This window comes from Leptotrichia wadei (assembly GCF_007990545.2).
GTDB classification, from domain to species: Bacteria; Fusobacteriota; Fusobacteriia; order Fusobacteriales; family Leptotrichiaceae; genus Leptotrichia; species Leptotrichia wadei.
This window is the reverse complement of sequence record NZ_AP019829.2, coordinates 291,146-306,905: the sequence shown is the minus strand read 5'-3', so window position 1 is coordinate 306,905 and position 15,760 is coordinate 291,146. Positions and strand designations below refer to the sequence as shown.

General features: G+C 28.7%; 15 protein-coding genes. 6 read left to right on the top strand and 9 right to left on the bottom strand.

Going from position 1 to position 15,760, the window contains the following annotated elements; translation table 11 throughout:
- Positions 1-174 precede the first annotated feature (174 nt).
- From FVE73_RS01480 to FVE73_RS01465, 4 genes are all read right to left on the bottom strand, one after another.
- The gene (locus tag FVE73_RS01480; protein WP_018499333.1) at positions 175-1,764 is read right to left on the bottom strand and encodes a prolyl oligopeptidase family serine peptidase; all 1,590 of its coding nucleotides are present in this window, start codon (positions 1,762-1,764) and stop codon (positions 175-177) included.
- Positions 1,765-1,910: 146 nt separating this feature from the next.
- A complete protein-coding gene (locus FVE73_RS01475; protein ID WP_018499332.1) occupies positions 1,911-3,458 on the bottom strand; it encodes a PTS transporter subunit EIIC in 1,548 nt (515 codons plus the stop codon).
- A gap of 338 nt (positions 3,459-3,796) precedes the next feature.
- Positions 3,797-4,858: an SIMPL domain-containing protein gene (locus FVE73_RS01470; RefSeq protein ID WP_026239105.1), complete on the bottom strand. Its 1,062-nt coding sequence runs from the start codon at positions 4,856-4,858 to the stop codon at positions 3,797-3,799.
- A gap of 87 nt (positions 4,859-4,945) precedes the next feature.
- Positions 4,946-6,070: an SIMPL domain-containing protein gene (locus FVE73_RS01465; RefSeq protein ID WP_018499330.1), complete on the bottom strand. Its 1,125-nt coding sequence runs from the start codon at positions 6,068-6,070 to the stop codon at positions 4,946-4,948.
- Positions 6,071-6,272: 202 nt separating this feature from the next.
- Between FVE73_RS01465 and FVE73_RS01460 the strand changes: the two genes are divergently transcribed.
- The 6 genes from FVE73_RS01460 (at position 6,273) to FVE73_RS01435 (ending at position 11,912) form a co-directional block, all read left to right on the top strand.
- A complete protein-coding gene (locus FVE73_RS01460; protein WP_018499329.1) occupies positions 6,273-7,250 on the top strand; it encodes a PASTA domain-containing protein in 978 nt (325 codons plus the stop codon).
- Between the two features lie 149 nt (positions 7,251-7,399).
- The gene (rsgA, locus tag FVE73_RS01455; RefSeq protein WP_231724305.1) at positions 7,400-8,377 is read left to right on the top strand and encodes a ribosome small subunit-dependent GTPase A; all 978 of its coding nucleotides are present in this window, start codon (positions 7,400-7,402) and stop codon (positions 8,375-8,377) included.
- Positions 8,378-8,426: 49 nt separating this feature from the next.
- Positions 8,427-9,059: a ribulose-phosphate 3-epimerase gene (gene rpe, locus FVE73_RS01450; protein WP_018499326.1), complete on the top strand. Its 633-nt coding sequence runs from the start codon at positions 8,427-8,429 to the stop codon at positions 9,057-9,059.
- 37 nt (positions 9,060-9,096) lie between these two features.
- Complete coding sequence (locus FVE73_RS01445; RefSeq protein WP_018499325.1) at positions 9,097-9,759, top strand: MarR family transcriptional regulator; 663 nt, start codon at positions 9,097-9,099, stop codon at positions 9,757-9,759.
- A 103-nt stretch (positions 9,760-9,862) separates the two neighbouring features.
- On the top strand, positions 9,863-11,524 hold the full coding sequence (locus FVE73_RS01440; RefSeq protein ID WP_018499324.1) for an Rqc2 family fibronectin-binding protein: 1,662 nt from the start codon (positions 9,863-9,865) through the stop codon (positions 11,522-11,524).
- A gap of 127 nt (positions 11,525-11,651) precedes the next feature.
- Complete coding sequence (locus FVE73_RS01435; RefSeq protein ID WP_018499323.1) at positions 11,652-11,912, top strand: HPr family phosphocarrier protein; 261 nt, start codon at positions 11,652-11,654, stop codon at positions 11,910-11,912.
- Positions 11,913-12,167: 255 nt separating this feature from the next.
- Here FVE73_RS01435 and FVE73_RS01430 read toward each other — a convergent pair whose 3' ends face one another.
- The 5 genes from FVE73_RS01430 to FVE73_RS01410 all read right to left on the bottom strand — a co-directional run bounded on the left by FVE73_RS01430 (position 12,168) and on the right by FVE73_RS01410 (position 15,729).
- Positions 12,168-12,584, bottom strand: a complete 417-nt coding sequence (locus FVE73_RS01430) for a lysozyme inhibitor LprI family protein (protein WP_018499322.1) — start codon at positions 12,582-12,584, stop codon at positions 12,168-12,170.
- A 28-nt stretch (positions 12,585-12,612) separates the two neighbouring features.
- On the bottom strand, positions 12,613-13,047 hold the full coding sequence (locus FVE73_RS01425; protein WP_018499321.1) for a lysozyme inhibitor LprI family protein: 435 nt from the start codon (positions 13,045-13,047) through the stop codon (positions 12,613-12,615).
- Positions 13,048-13,273: 226 nt separating this feature from the next.
- Positions 13,274-13,747: a hypothetical protein gene (locus tag FVE73_RS01420; protein ID WP_018499320.1), complete on the bottom strand. Its 474-nt coding sequence runs from the start codon at positions 13,745-13,747 to the stop codon at positions 13,274-13,276.
- 109 nt (positions 13,748-13,856) lie between these two features.
- Positions 13,857-15,053, bottom strand: a complete 1,197-nt coding sequence (locus FVE73_RS01415) for a DKNYY domain-containing protein (protein ID WP_018499319.1) — start codon at positions 15,051-15,053, stop codon at positions 13,857-13,859.
- A 145-nt stretch (positions 15,054-15,198) separates the two neighbouring features.
- The gene (locus FVE73_RS01410) at positions 15,199-15,729 is read right to left on the bottom strand and encodes a lysozyme inhibitor LprI family protein (protein ID WP_018499318.1); all 531 of its coding nucleotides are present in this window, start codon (positions 15,727-15,729) and stop codon (positions 15,199-15,201) included.
- Positions 15,730-15,760: the final 31 nt, after the last annotated feature.

Here is a 15,760-nt window from a genome sequence, read left to right as displayed (position 1 = left end):
ACAAAATTCTGTATACACTTTCATTATCTTTGAAATAAAAATTTGAGAGTGTAAATTTTTTGTATAATCATAGTAATAGTCCTTTGAATTGGCATATTTAACCACATAATTATACAAACTTTTAAACACTCCCTATTTTTATTTCATATAATTTTTTATTTTATACAATTCAAATTATTTTCTTTTAACTTTCTTCTGAGAATTCATCCACTCAAACACATTTTCAAATGTTTTCCCTTTCAACTGAGCCTTCTCATTTCCACCTTTCCCAGTATTGCTAGGTTCAAACCCAAAAGTTGTCTCATCCTTGGAATTTTTTATTTTATCTCGATTTTGCACACCTTCCACTTGATTATTCAAAAAATATATCCATGAAAAATGTCCAGGAAATCTAGAGTTTGGTTCATCTGTCCCAGTCACATTTTCATAATATGAATACCATGCATTGTCAGCTCCAGCTTTCAGCAAATCCCTGTAAGTTGGAAGTGAAAATTTTTGTGGCGTAACAATCCCATCATCTGCCGCTGCAATAAACCATACTGGCGTTTTTTTCATCTTCTGAATTTTTTCATTTGTTACCCACAGTTTTTTAGTTTCCACAAATCTTGAAACTGCACTATTTTTACCGCCTGCCGAAACTTCAAGATTATTTGTCTTATAAGTTCCATCGCTGTTTCTCGCATATTCGTGATAAGCATACGCCTCGCAAATAGGTACTGCTGCCGCAAAGTAATCTGGATAAGTAATTATCATATTTACAGTCATATATCCGCCGTTTGAATCTCCTGCAAGATAAATTCTGCTTGTATCGACATACGGATTATGTTTTACATATTCCTTGATTGTATCCATCAAAATTTGCGTGTATCTTGAATTTCCACTTCCATTTCCATTAGTTCCATCTCCTTCATCCATCCAGTAAGTTGGCGACTGCACGGCCAAAACAAATGCACCTTTTGTATCAGTTCCTCCTGTAGTAAAATATTTCTGAATTTCCTCTTTTGCAAGTGCCGAAGTTTCTGTACCCAAAATATCAATATCAGGATCAGTTCCACCTTCCCCTTGTCCGTGAAGCCAGACAATTAACAGCTTTTTTGCTCCCAATTTAAAGTTTTCAGGTTCATAAGCCGCCATTTCCAGTTTCAAATTTTCTATTTTTTTAGTAATCGGGTTTTTATAATTTCCAGTAAATGAACTTCTATAATTGAATAATTCTGTATCAGTCGAAACTCTATTATTAATCACATTTTCTTTTTTATTAACTAAGTAATCTTTTCCATTAACTGTAATTTTCCCTTCAATTTCCACAATATATTCTTTTGTCCATTCATTAAAAAATTTCTTCCTGTTATACGTAAATGGTGTTCCTTCATACTTTAAAGTATTTTGATTAAATACATTCTCAAGTTCAAGTGTAACAACTCCAGTATCAAAGGCTTTTTCACCTTTTTTATCCGAAACATAAATATCTTTAACTTTTCGTTCTGCCCTATTTGTTTTTATTTTCCAATCATTTTTATTCAGATTTGTAATTCTAAAATCAGTCATTTCCAAAATAATTTTGCTTACAGCAGGTCCGCTTTCAAACCCTTGTACAAAAATACTAATTTTCTTTATTCCGTCATAATTTGATAAATCCACAGTTTTTTCACTCACTTTCGTATTACCAATTTTCTTCCTGCTAATCCTTTTCCTATTTGCACTATTTCCAATTACTCCAGTAATTAAAGCAACAAATAATAGCACTACTACATTTTTTTTCATTATCAATCACTCTCCTTATTTTTTTATCTCTCAAAAAAAAGCAGGAGCCATAAGCTCCCTCTAAAATTTATTATTTTTGTCATCAAGTTCTACAACAATAATATTATTGTGAAGCTTAATTTTTATTTTTCAAATATAATTTCTAATTATTTTGTTAAACTTCCTTTGTTTAATTTTGGATTCTTTGAGAATACAAATGTTAATACGAATGCCAATCCAAAAGCAACTATAGAAGCCAACCAGAATCCTAATTGATGAGCACCTTCAAATTTAATTGACAAGAATGCTAATGCAATTCCTCCAACTCCGATTCCATTTGCCAATACATTAAATCCTGTAGAAATAACTGCTGCTAATGCTGAAGCTGTTATTGCTGCATAGAATGGATACATATATTTTAAGTTTGCTCCAAATAATGCTGGTTCTGTAATTCCAAAACATGCTGATACTGTTGAAGATAACGAAACCGATTCTTGTTTTTTATCTTGTTTATAAATAAAGTAAGTAGCAAAAACCGCACCTGATTGTGCCATATTTGATAGTGCAATCAATGGCCAGATAAATGTTCCACCTGAAGCTGCTGCCAATTGTAAATCAACTGCTATAAATGTATGGTGTAGTCCTGTTATAACTAGTGGCGCATAAGTTGAACCAAATAAAAGTGCTCCAACATATTTTAACCCCGGTGTCTTAAATAAGAATGCAAATATTGCAACTAACCATTCTCCCAATGTTCTTGCAAATGGTCCAATGAATAAAATTGTTAAGAATCCTGTAACTATCAATGTAATAAATGGAACCCACACTAATTTTAATACTTCTGGTGTTCTCTTGTTAAAGAAACCTTCAATGTAGCACAATGCAATTCCTGCAAACATTGCTGGCAACACTTGTGCTTGATATCCAACTAGCATTAATTGTGTAAATCCTAAATTTAATACATGTTTACCTGCTTCAATATTAAATGGATCTTTTCCACCAAATAAATGAGCATATTTAGCTGAACCATTAATTAAAATATCTTTTAAGTGAACTCCTGCACCTGCCAATTCCTTACTTGAAGAAATATCACCGTAAACGTAAGCATTTAACATAGTTCCTGCTACTAACATCAATCCTAGCACAATACCAAGAGCTTCGTTCCCCTTGAACTTTCTAACAGTAGACCAGCAAACTAATACTGGCAGCATTCCAAATACAGCTCCACCAATCCAGTCTGTAAAGAATAAAATAACTCTTGCTAATTCTGAAACATCTTTAAATGATTTTCCACCTAAAAATGGTAAATTAGCTTGTAAAAAGTTTCCAATCCCAAGCATAAGCCCTCCAGCTACCAATGCTGGAATTAATGGCACAAAAATTTCTGCCAAATGTGCAACCATTCTTTGCAATAATGGCTGTTTTTGCATAGCAGCTTTTTTTACATCTTCTTTTGAAGCTGCTTGAATACCAGAAACATTTATAAATTCTTTATAAAAATCACCAACATCGTTTCCAACAATTACTTGAAATTGTCCTGCATTTGTAAACGTTCCCTTAACAGAATCAAGCTGCCCAATTTCTTTTGGACTTGCCTTCCCTTCATCTGCAAGAGAAAATCTCATTCTAGTTGCACAGTGTGTAACTGCTACAACATTTTCTTTTCCACCGATAAGTTCCAATAACTTAACGGCATCATTATGATACTTGCTCATAAAAAATTCCTCCTCGAATAAATATAAATTATAATATAATACTTTTTTTACAACATTATTTATTATAACTTATTTTTGCACAAAGTCAATATTACTTTAAAAAAATCATAACTTTATTTTAATTATAATATTTTTTAATCTAAGAACTGTTATTTATTAATTTTATATTTACAATACAACCATTTAAACTATGAATTTATTATAGTTTTTTTACCAAGAAATTATATTGTTTCGAGTATATTGTAAACCTTTTTAATAAACAAGTGAAATTTAAATATTCAAATAAATAAAAAACTGCAATATTGTAAAATAAAGCAGTTCTTAAGAGAGTTAGATTTTTAGTTCATTTCAAATTCAATATAAACAGTTTTTGAAATATTTAGTTTTTTTGGAGAAATTACAATGTTTCTTCTTGATGATTCATCTAAAAGTTCCCTATCGCTTTTTTTCAGTTGTACTACATTAGTTGCATAATTTGCTTCATTGTAATAATTATAACTATAATCATAATAAGGTTGAATAATTCCATACGATTTATCTGTTATTGTAACTGGATTTTTTAAGTTTAAATCTGTTTTTCCTAAGATAACTTGCGCTTTTTTCAAGGCTTCCTTGTAGGCATTTTCGTAAAGTTCATTTTCTAATTGCTGCTTGTTGTCAATGTCGTATTCAATTTGCCCAGTTGTACCGATTCCCAATGCACTTGCTACATTTATGATGTTTCCAAGATTTTTCAAATCTCTTGTTTCAACTTCTATCTGATGTGAAACGACTTGAATATTTTTTTTGTTATTTGTTCTTTTTTCAAGACTTATTTCTTTATTGTCATATCCTGCAATTTTTACTGCACTGGCAGGGATTCCTTCCTTACTCAATTTTTGCTGAATTTCGTTAAATTTTGACATTGCATTTTGATATGCCTGCTTATTTGTTGCATTTTGAGATTCAATAGTAAAAATGTATGTACCATTTTTACTTCTATTCAAGGAATAAATTTTTTCAGTTGCAAGCACATTCATAAAGTTTTTCAATGTATCAAGAGAAAATCTGTCAACTTCCACTGAAAGTTTTGTCCTATATTCCTTCTTACCTTTATTTTCAATTACTGTGTCCCAATTATACGTTTCATAAGTGGAATATCCTGTTGAATTAATTTTATTATATTTTGTACCAGTCTGAGCAAGCAATCTTTTATATCTTTCCAAAATTTTTGAATTTTCCGCACTTGCCTTATCCAGACTTTCGTTCTCAGTTTGAATTATAAGAGCAATTTTTGCCGAATTTGGCATAATTTCCTTCTTAGAAACTCCCCTAACCTGTATTCTCTTCCCAGTAATTTCACTATCTGAAAACGATAAAACTGAAAAAATTATCATAAATAATGCTAATATTCTTTTCATTTCTAAAGTCCTTTCTTTAAAATTAATTTCTTTATTTTCTAAATATATTTTCATCAAATTAATCTATTTAAATCAAATATAATTTTTTTATTTCATTTCATACATAACCGATATATTCTGTGTCAATTTTAATGGTTTTGGAGTATAATCAACCCTAGATTTACCAGCTCTCATTGCCATAGGTGCAGGTGCTGTCATTTCCTTAGTCATAGTATTTGTATATTCGAATTCCGCTGGTGCTGCATTGTAAGTCACACTCCAATCCTGATCAATTCTGTCAATCATCTTTTGCTGAAATTCCACATCTTCACTCACAATAATTGGTTCTCCCAGTTTCATCTTGCTCGAACGTAAGATGCTTTCTGCTTTCTGTTTTGTTTGATTATAAGCATCTTTATACATTTCTGACTCAATTCTGTCTTTATCTGACAAGTCAAAATTAATTGAACCGTTTATGTTTATTCCGTTGTCATCGGCAATTGAAATTATTGTATTAAGTTCCTTTATATTTTTTGTTGTAAGCACAAATTCATCTGTAACATAGTAAACATCTTTTTTTGTACCTTTATTTTCTGTATAATTTTCCTTTATTTCATAATCACTCAAAATAATATCATTTTCAGGGATTCCAGCTGAAATAAGCTTTCTTCTGGAAGTATTAAGTTTGTTAAACACTTTATTTAAAGCCTGGTCAACTGTTGTTCCATTTTCATTTATATTAAATGCAAATGTATTTTCATCAAAATTTTTCTGAATACTTTGTAAATTATCTCCATCTTCCAAGTCAATTAATGCTGAAATTTTGTTAAAATCAGTATTTTTTACTAATATTGACATTTTCACATCATAAGATGTTGGCTTTTTATCAGATTTTTTTACATTTTTATTTGGAACCGTCTTTACGTCTAAAATATCATCATTGTCATATTCTGTCCCTTTTCTATTATAAAATGCAGTTGTTTCCAAATTTTCCAAAGATATTCTTCTAGCTCTCAATTCATTCTTAAATTTCTCAACTTTTTTATTTACCTCATCTGTTGCCTGATTTAAGTTTTTTCCCTTCACTTCAACTTTGAAATTAATTTTTGCTAAATCTGGCATAATTTCCCTTTCTGCATTTCCCGTAACACTAATTTTTCTCACAAGATTTTCATTCGCTCCAAATGAAAATACACTTAACAGAGAAAATAGCGCAATTGCTACTTTTTTCATTTTTCCCTCCATAATTTCACTTGATTATTTACTTTCCAAATTTTTATTTTCTAAATTAAGTATAACACGATAAAATTAAAAGTAAATGAGAAATTTTATTTTTATTTTAAGATTTTTTATAAAAAATAATATATATCATTTTTTCAATATTTATGGTATTATATAAAATAAAGAATTATAAATAAAAATAACGAGGTGAAAAATGGCCACACAATATAAATTTAGTTATGCTAAAACTTTTAAAACTGTTATTGTAGTGATTTGTCTAGTTACACTAGCAATATTTGGAAAAGATGTTTTTGAACGTCATTTTTTTAACACTAGACTTACTGTTATTCCTGATGTTACGGGGCTTGACAAGAAAGAAGCGATAAAATATTTGAAGGAAGCTGGATTAAAAGTCAAAGTTATTAATTCCAAAACGGAAAAAGTACCATTAGATACGGTATATAATCAGGATCCAAGATCTGGAAAAGAAGTAAAAGTAAACAGAGTCGTAAGAATCTGGGTAAATAACGGTGAAGACGTAAAAGTTCCTAATATTATTGGATTGGAACTGCTTGAGGCAAGATCACGACTTAAAGGGTTAAATATTCAAATTGAGACAATTGATTATTATCCATCTAATCAAAAATACAACACTATTTTGGGAGTTTATCCAAAACCAGGGACAAAATTGGAAATTAACCAAAAAATATCAATACTTGTTTCATCACAACAAATGATAGATCCATCAGTTATGCCAAATATAACAGGACTTGATTTAAATGATGCAAGAGAAACATTAAAACAAATTGGACTTGAAATTGGCTCTGTATCTCAGACAAATGACCCAACATTGCCAGTAAATACAATTATATCTACAAATCCTGCAGCTGGAACAAAAATACAGCGTGGACAAAAAGTATCTGTTGTAGTAAATAGTGGAGCAAGTGTGAAAAAACGAGCAAGATCAAATGAAGAAATTATCAATCGTTCTCGAGATAACATAAATGAGAGAGAAATTGAAAAAACTATCGATGATACAATAAATCAGATAGATAACAATACTCCAAAAACTCCTCAACAAAATGATAAACAACAAAATAATGGAAATACTCCTGCTTCTCCGCCTAATAATTCAAATAGTGGAGGAACTTCCAGCGAACCAAATACTGGCGGTGGAGACGATGATGATTAAAAATTATAAAAATTGGATTTATTTAATTATAAAATTAAATATAGAAAAATACAGAAAGGAGACGGGAGTTATTTTAAGTTTTTGTTAAACTTGCTTGACAGCTATAGCTATGTCATTTTGAATTTAGCAAGGGGGCTTGACCCCTTGTTATTGTATATTTATTCTTTTATGATATAAATTTTAGATTACTAAGCAAATTTATTTTAAAATTTCTCTCAAATATTTTTATAAAAGGAAAAGTTATTAGAAAGATAAAGGGATTTTACTATGTTTTAGATGAAAATTCCAAAAATTTAAGTGAAGAAAATATTTATGAATGTAAATTACGCGGAATGTTAAAAGTGAAAAATGATAAAATGAACTGTATAATTGGTGATTTTGTAGAATTTGACAAAAAAGAAAAAATTATTGAAAAAATTGAAAAAAGGCAAAATTTTTTATATCGTCCACTTATTGCAAATATTGATTTTATTGGCATTTTATTTTCAATAAAAAGTCCAGATTTTGATTTTACAAATTTTCAGAAAATGCTTTTAAACGCAAATTCTCAAAATATTCCAGTTGTGCTAATCTTATCTAAAATTGATTTGGTTTCACAAGAAGAGCTGGAAAAGTTTTTAAATAAATTCAAAAAAATTTTTAAAGATGTAATTTCTATTTTTCCAATTTCTACCGAAACAAGAACTGGACTTTCAGAATTAAAACAATACATAAATAAAAAATCTGTCGTAATTTCAGGACCATCTGGAGCTGGAAAATCTACGCTTATTAACACTTTAATTGGAGAAGAAGTATTAACTACAAATGATATCAGTGGAAAAACTAGAAAAGGACGGCACACAACGATAGAAAGCCGATTTTTTATGACAGCCCCACATTCTTATCTAATAGATACGCCTGGATTTTCAACGTTGGATTTTCCAAAACTGAAAAATAAAAAGGAATTAGAAAAATTATTCCCAGAATTTCTGGAATTTATTCCTAACTGTAAATTTCGTGACTGTATTCACGTAAATGAGCCAAATTGTGCAATAAAGGAAAATGTGGAAAATGGAAATATTTCAAGGGAACGATATGATTTTTACCTGTATTCGCTGGAAAATATAAAATTTTTAAAATATACTTAAATAATTTTCATTTATGAATAAATATTACTGAAGAAAAGAGTTGATTTTTATGGATAAAAAGATTATAATATCACCTTCTCTGCTTGCTGCAGATTTTAGTAAATTAAGAGAAGAAATCGCAGAAGTTGAAAAATTTGGAGCAGAATATCTACATTTAGATGTTATGGATGGCAATTTTGTGCCAAATATTAGTTTCGGTGCTCCTGTTATTTCATCTTTGAGAAAGCATAGCAATCTTGTATTTGATGTTCATTTAATGGTAAATGAGCCTGATTATTTGATAAAGGATTTTGCACAATTTTCTGATATTATCACAGTTCATGTTGAAGCTATAAAACACTTGAACAGAACAATTCAGCTGATAAAATCTTTTGGAAAAAAAGCAGGAGTTGCACTAAATCCTTCTACTCCGTTAGATGTTTTAAGATACGAATTAAAAAATCTTGATATGGTACTAATTATGACTGTAAATCCTGGTTTTGGCGGGCAAAAATTTATTCCTGAAATGATTCAAAAAATAAAAGATTTGCGAGAAATTGACAAAGATATTGATATTGAAGTAGATGGTGGAATAAATGACAAAACTGCAAAACTTGTGAAGGAAGCTGGAGCAAATATCTTAGTTGCAGGTTCGTATATTTTCAGCGGAAATTACAAGAAAAAAATCGAAACTTTAAAATAAACAAAAAAAGAAAAAATTAAGAAAGGAGAAAATCAAAATGTACGAGAAAATTGAAACTCTATTAGATAAATTTTATAAAACATATTACAAAATTGAAGAAATTAACTTAAATCAGGTAATTAAATGCCTAACAACATCAGAACTGCATATTATTGAAGCAATTGGAGAAAATGAAATTACAATGAATGAACTTTCAGATAAAATAGGCATTACAATGGGAACAGCTTCTGTTGCTGTAAATAAATTAACTGAAAAGCAATTTCTAGAACGTTCCCGGTCGAACACTGATAGACGTAAAGTTTTTGTGAAATTGACTCAAAAAGGAAAGGTTGCCTTAAATTATCACGGTAATTTCCATTCAACTATTCTAGAAAGAATAACAGATGATATTCCAAAGGAAAAATTAGATACATTTGTTGAAGTTTTTGAAACAATTATGGAAAATCTAGATAAAGTTAAAAAAGATATCCAGCCTGAATCAATCTTGAGCTTTGAAAAAGGCGATTTAGTTCAAGTGTCATCAATTAAAGGAAGCACTGCCATTAGGAAATATTTAAATGAAAAAGGTGTTATGATAAAATCCCTAATAAAAATTGTAAATATTGACAAATATTTAATAACTATGGTTGTTGATGGAGATGAAAAAGTATTAAATGTTGAAGATGCAGAAAACATTATGGTTAGAAAAAATGCTCTTTAAAAATAATGATAGCCGATTGGAAAATTAAATTACACAAAATTAAGAAATAATAGCATCTGTAATAACAAGGAGGTTTTGACCCCTTGTCAAAGAGGAGGAAAATATGCTCTATTTAGATGGAATTGGAATTTCATTTCTTGTAAAGGAAATAAAGGAAAAAATATTACGATATAAATTGACGAAAATTTTTCAATATGACAGAGTGTCATTTTCACTCTTTTTTGGAAAAAATAACCTTCTTTTTCAAGTAAAGGATAATTCAACAATTTTTTATTTAAAAGATGAAAAAGATCCAAATACTGATTTTCAGTCAAAATTTTTGCTTTCATTAAAAAAACATTTGCAAAATTCGATTTTAGTTAATATTAGGCAGGAAGGTTTTGACAGAATTGTATATTTTGACTTTGAAAAGTTAAATCAATTTGGAGATGTGGAAAAATATATGTTAATTATTGAAATTATGGGAAAGGCAAGTAATATTTTCTTGACTTGTAAAGATAAAATTCTGTCTGCACTTTATTTTACTTCGATTGATGTTGGAAACCGTGTTATTATGACTGGAGCAAAGTACACATTGCCCTTTGAGGAAAAAAAGATTTCGCCGATTTATTTGGAAAAGGAAAATTTTCCATTTGAAACAGAAACTTTTTTGGAAAAGATTGAAGGTGCTGGGCGTGCTTTTGCATTACAATGCTCACAAGATTATAATATTTTTAAAAGATATTTGTCTAGTTACAGACCTGTAATGTATGAAATATTAAATCGTGGAAAAATTCAGAAAGTACTGACTTATAATGAGTTTTCAGAATTTAGTCAAAAGGAAAATGCTAATTTAGAAAATAATCCAGAAAATAAAAATAACAGAAAATATTTTGAGACTTTAAATGAAGGCTTAAATGCTTATTTTAAAACAACAATTACTTCCAATGTCATTAGTGAAAAAAAGAAAAGTTTGTTAAAATATGTTAATTCGCAAATAAAAAAATTCAAAAAAATAGAAAAAAATATAAAAGTTGACTTGAAAAAAAATGAGAATTTTGAAAATTATAAAAATATCGGAGATATTTTGGCGGCAAATATGCACCAGATAAAATATGGAATGAAAAAAGTTACAGTTTTTGATTTTTATAATAATCAGGAAATTACTATAAATCTTGATCCGCTTTTATCTCCAAATGATAATTTAAATTTTTATTATAATAAATATAATAAAGGGAAACGTACTATTTCAGCCTTAAATCTAAGATTTGGTGATATTCAGAATGAAATAAAATATTTTGAGGAAATAAAGATGTTCATTGAAAAGGAAAACGATTTTATCGGAATCGAAGAAATTGAAAATGAGCTGAATTTATCAGATAATAGAAATAAAATAAAAAATAAAATTAAATTGAATAAAACAAAAAAACGTGAATTATTATCATTTGACTACAAAGGTTTTCAAATCTTTGTTGGAAGAAATAACAAGGAAAATGAGGAAATATCCTTTTCTAAAGGGCAGCCAAACGATATATGGATGCATATAAAGGATATTCCTGGAAGCCATGTTCTTATTTTACGAAATAATCAAGAACTTCCTGAAGATGTTTTAATTTATGCTGCAAATCTCGCTTGTGAATATTCTAAAGCAAAAAAAGGCGATAAAGTTACAGTCGATTACTGTGAAAGAAAATTTGTCAAAAAAATAAAGAATAGTAAGCCTGGAAATGTTACTTATACTAATTTTCATTCGTTATTAATTAATGTTCCAGAAAAATCTCTTTAAAAAATGTTCTATAAAATTAGATTATTATGTATCTTTCCTTTTAATCAAAAAAATGTTTTTCATACTTATTGACAAATGCCAAAAACTGTTGTAAAATTAAAGTAATGATATTTAAGGAGGACTAATAATGGCAAGTAAAACAGTTACTATGACAAATCCTACAGGATTACATACAAGACCAGGTGGAGTATTTGTTGCTAAAGCAAAAGAATTTGAAAGTAAAGTAGAAGTTGAAAATGAAGGGAAAAAAGTAAACGGAAAATCTTTATTGAAATTATTATCAATTGGAATTAAAAATGGTTCAGAAGTTACAATTCATGCTGAAGGACCTGATGCTGAACAAGCAGTTGAAGTATTAGGAGAATTGTTAGCAACTATTAGAGACTAATAAATTCATTTAAAATTGCGCCAAGAAATCTGTATTTTTAAAAATTTATTTTTTATAAATATTTGACAGATGGCGTTTTTTTATTTAGAAAAATAATAAAAAATAAGACTACATGAAGCAGAATTAAAAGAGCTGACAAAAAAAATAAGGAAATAGCTGAAATTTTACACTATTTCCTTTTATAGTAAAACTTATTCAAAACAGAACTCAAAAACTATAACTATTTTACTCAAGCCCTAAATTTATTAGGATTTCTTATTTGTTTAATTTATCGTATCTTTTTGCCAATTCCAAAGCTCTTTTTTCTGTATTGCCTAATGCAGTTCCCAAAACATTAAACGTTCCTATTGTTCCTCCTTTTGATTCTTCAGCATCTTTTGCAATCTCATCTTTAATTTTTTTTGCCCATTTTTCCTGTTCTTCTTGCAATTCTACTTTTTCCTTTTCTGGCAATTCTGATAAAAGTAAATCATAAATTTTTCTCATTTCTGTTTCCCATAATTTACCTAATTTTTGAGTTGCATCATTCATATCTGCTGTAACTCCAGAATTCAAGGCTGGCTGAAATTTTTCTTCTGCAACTTTCATTCTTTCTGTCATTCCATCTTCATATTTCCCTGCAAACACAATCGCTCCTGCAAGCAGCATTCCTAATAATAATATTTTTTTCATAATAATCTCCTTAATTAAAATATATTTTTTATTTTTTCACATTCATTTTATCGTATCTTTTTGCTAGTTCCAAAGCCCTTTCCTTTGTTATACTCAGTCTTTCACTAGCAGCTAGCTCTCCAGCCATTCTAGGTCCTTCTTCCTTTGTATATTTATCATACGCTTTCTGAACTTTAACTTTTCTATCTTTTATCCATTTATTCTGTTCAGCTTTAAATTTTATTTTTTCTTTTGCTGGCAATTTTTTCAAAATCAAATTATACACATCGTTTAATTCTTTTTCCCATTCAGTATCCAAATTCAGTGAAGCATTAACCATATCGGCTCTTACTCCGCTATCCCATCCAGCTTGTGCTTTTTCTTCTGAAACTTTCATTCTTTCTGTCAATTCATTTTCATAATTTCCTGCAAATGTAACAGCTCCTATAACTAATAATCCTGCTATTAATAATAATTTTCTCATTTTTTATCAACTCCTTATTTTTATTATTTTTTATATTTTGTATTAAACCACAAACCCCTTTTTTAGTCAACTTAATTTTCAATAAAATTCAGATATTAATTATATCCTGATTATATTTTCCATCTGTCGTAACCTTTATCGCAAATGCTGGTATCACAGCTAACGCCATAATTAAAAACAATACTTTTTTAATAATTGTTTAAATTTATCATTTCTTAATCACAACTTATTTATACAGTTTATAATAATCACGGTATAATTTATACATTTCAGGATTATCTTCAGGGAACTCTTTCAAATGTTCAGGATCATCAATTTTATCATGATTTTCTCGTACAATACTAATTATTCTTTTCGTTTTTCTATTCAAAATTACTGGATCTTTTAATTTTGTATCGTATCCAATACAGATATATTCATCACAAAGCACATTTTTTTCCTTAACTGCATTTGTAATTCGTGGCGGCTCATTTTCATCTCCAGTATCAGAAGCGTAATCCCAGAACTGATACTTCCCATTTTTCAATTTTTTGATTTCTATTGAAGTATCATCTGCTGATATCTCTCTTTTCAGCAATATTTCCTCATGCAGTTTTCCATCGCTTGTGAAAGGCAAATCATAACCTTTGTAACTAAATTCTTCTTCTGAAAACCCAATGACTCCCATCAATAGCAATAATGCCATAATAATTTTTTTCATTTTCGTTCCCTCCGCTTTCTATTTTTTCTTCTTTGTTTATTTTTTCACTAATAATATATCATAATTTTATTAAAGAAAAATGAGAGTTTTTATTTTACTTATTATTTTTCTAGTCTGCTTTTACTGTTTCATAAACTTTATTTTTATCTCTTATTTCATATACATCCTTTTCATGATTATATTTCATACCAAAACTTTCATAATCAGCATCAGCTAAAATTTTACCTTTAAAATAAACGTTTTTTCTTCCTTTTGCATATTCAGTATTGCCATATGCACTAAACTGATGGCTTTCTGCTTTTTCAAGTTTTTTAAATGCACCTTCATCTGTGTCTAAGTAATAAACTACATCATACTTATTTATATATTTGTCATTATATGTCGACAAATTATATGGATCAACCTTAGGAGCAGCTTTTATTTTTACAAGTTTATGATTTTTTACAAAATACATACTGTCCTTATCGTGATACAAGTTAGTTTTGATTGCTAACTGTGAAAGATTTTCAATATCCACTTCCTTACCATCTATCGGAGCTATACTTCCGTCTTTCTCAACAATGTAAAATCCATTTTTATCTTCTATAAGAAAATTGTCAACTAATCTGCTTATTTTCTTAAATGTTTTTACATCTATACCTTTTAATTTCTTATTTTCATAATAGACATTGTTTTTATCTTTTGAATAATATCCATTTACTACAGATCCAAAATCATATGTTAATTCAAATGTGTTTTTATCTGCTCCTTCTATTTTTTTATTTCCATAGTAAACATTATTTTTATCCTTTATATAAGGAAGTTCTATTATCTTAATGGTGTCTCTATCAACACCCAATATTTTCTTACCCCCAAAATAAATATTATTTTTATCTTTTGAAAAACCATCACTTCCTATTTGGAATGTAGGTAAATCTGCTCCTATTATTTTTCTATTTGAATAATAAATATTGTTTTTATCTTTTGAATACAATTGATTTATCACTTCATACGTCTGAGGATCATACGGTAATTTTTCCAGTACCAAATTATCACTATCTCCATCAATATTGTAAATTCCATTTTTATCTTTTAGATATCGACGCGCACTCCCGCTAATATTTATAATTTGAAAAGTAATCGGATCTATTCCTTCTAATTTTTTCCACCCTCTATTTTCCCAGACATAAACTCCATTTTTATCTTTTGCATATACAGCATCTATTTCCTGAAATGTTGCTTTATCTATTTTCGGATTACTTCCTGCATAACTTATATTTACTGATAAAATCATAATTACAAATATTTTAAAAACTTTATTTTTCATAACTAATGTTTCTCCTTCATTATTTTTTTAATCTGTAAATATTATTTATTAGACCTGTTCGATAATTATACAAACTTAGAATTTAATAAAATAAATATCTTGAAGCAAGGGGTCTTAACCCCTTGTATAGATAAAAAAACTTAGGTTATCGAACATATCTATTATTTAATAAATCATATCTTTTTGCCAATTCTAAAGTTCTTTTCTCTATTCCACTTGCCCAGGCATTTCCTCCTAGAGTTCCTGATATTGTTCCACCTTCTGACTCTTCAGTGCTTTTTTCAACATCTTCCTTAACTTTTTTTATCCATTCTTCCTGCTCTTTTTGCAATTTTGCCTTTTCATTTTCTGATAATTTTGATAATAACAATTCATAAACCTTTTTCATTTCTGCTTCCCATGAATCTCCTAATTTTTGAATTGCATTATTCATGTCTGCTGTCACTCCAGAATCCAAAGCTGGCTGAATTTCCTTTTTTACTGCTTCCATTCTTTCCAATATTTGAGTTTCATAACTGCTTTCTGATTTTATGCTGCTTGAAGAAACTGCCGTTGTTTTATTAACTTCTTGCTTTATTTCCGTTTCTTTCGTTTCCTTTTTTTCATCTTTTCCAGATTTTGAACATGCGACAACTCCCATTAATAGTACTGTTAATGTAAAAAATAGTTTTTTCATAAGTTTTTCTCCATTTTTTTATTATTCAATT

Coding starts and splice junctions, on each gene's coding strand:
- FVE73_RS01480 (WP_018499333.1), bottom strand. CDS start 1,764: ATGAAAAAAAATGTAGTAGTGCTATTATTTGTTGCTTTAATTACTGGA.
- FVE73_RS01475 (WP_018499332.1), bottom strand. CDS start 3,458: ATGAGCAAGTATCATAATGATGCCGTTAAGTTATTGGAACTTATCGGT.
- FVE73_RS01470 (WP_026239105.1), bottom strand. CDS start 4,858: ATGAAAAGAATATTAGCATTATTTATGATAATTTTTTCAGTTTTATCG.
- FVE73_RS01465 (WP_018499330.1), bottom strand. CDS start 6,070: ATGAAAAAAGTAGCAATTGCGCTATTTTCTCTGTTAAGTGTATTTTCA.
- FVE73_RS01460 (WP_018499329.1), top strand. CDS start 6,273: ATGGCCACACAATATAAATTTAGTTATGCTAAAACTTTTAAAACTGTT.
- rpe (WP_018499326.1), top strand. CDS start 8,427: ATGGATAAAAAGATTATAATATCACCTTCTCTGCTTGCTGCAGATTTT.
- FVE73_RS01445 (WP_018499325.1), top strand. CDS start 9,097: ATGTACGAGAAAATTGAAACTCTATTAGATAAATTTTATAAAACATAT.
- FVE73_RS01440 (WP_018499324.1), top strand. CDS start 9,863: ATGCTCTATTTAGATGGAATTGGAATTTCATTTCTTGTAAAGGAAATA.
- FVE73_RS01435 (WP_018499323.1), top strand. CDS start 11,652: ATGGCAAGTAAAACAGTTACTATGACAAATCCTACAGGATTACATACA.
- FVE73_RS01430 (WP_018499322.1), bottom strand. CDS start 12,584: ATGAAAAAAATATTATTATTAGGAATGCTGCTTGCAGGAGCGATTGTG.
- FVE73_RS01425 (WP_018499321.1), bottom strand. CDS start 13,047: ATGAGAAAATTATTATTAATAGCAGGATTATTAGTTATAGGAGCTGTT.
- FVE73_RS01420 (WP_018499320.1), bottom strand. CDS start 13,747: ATGAAAAAAATTATTATGGCATTATTGCTATTGATGGGAGTCATTGGG.
- FVE73_RS01415 (WP_018499319.1), bottom strand. CDS start 15,053: ATGAAAAATAAAGTTTTTAAAATATTTGTAATTATGATTTTATCAGTA.
- FVE73_RS01410 (WP_018499318.1), bottom strand. CDS start 15,729: ATGAAAAAACTATTTTTTACATTAACAGTACTATTAATGGGAGTTGTC.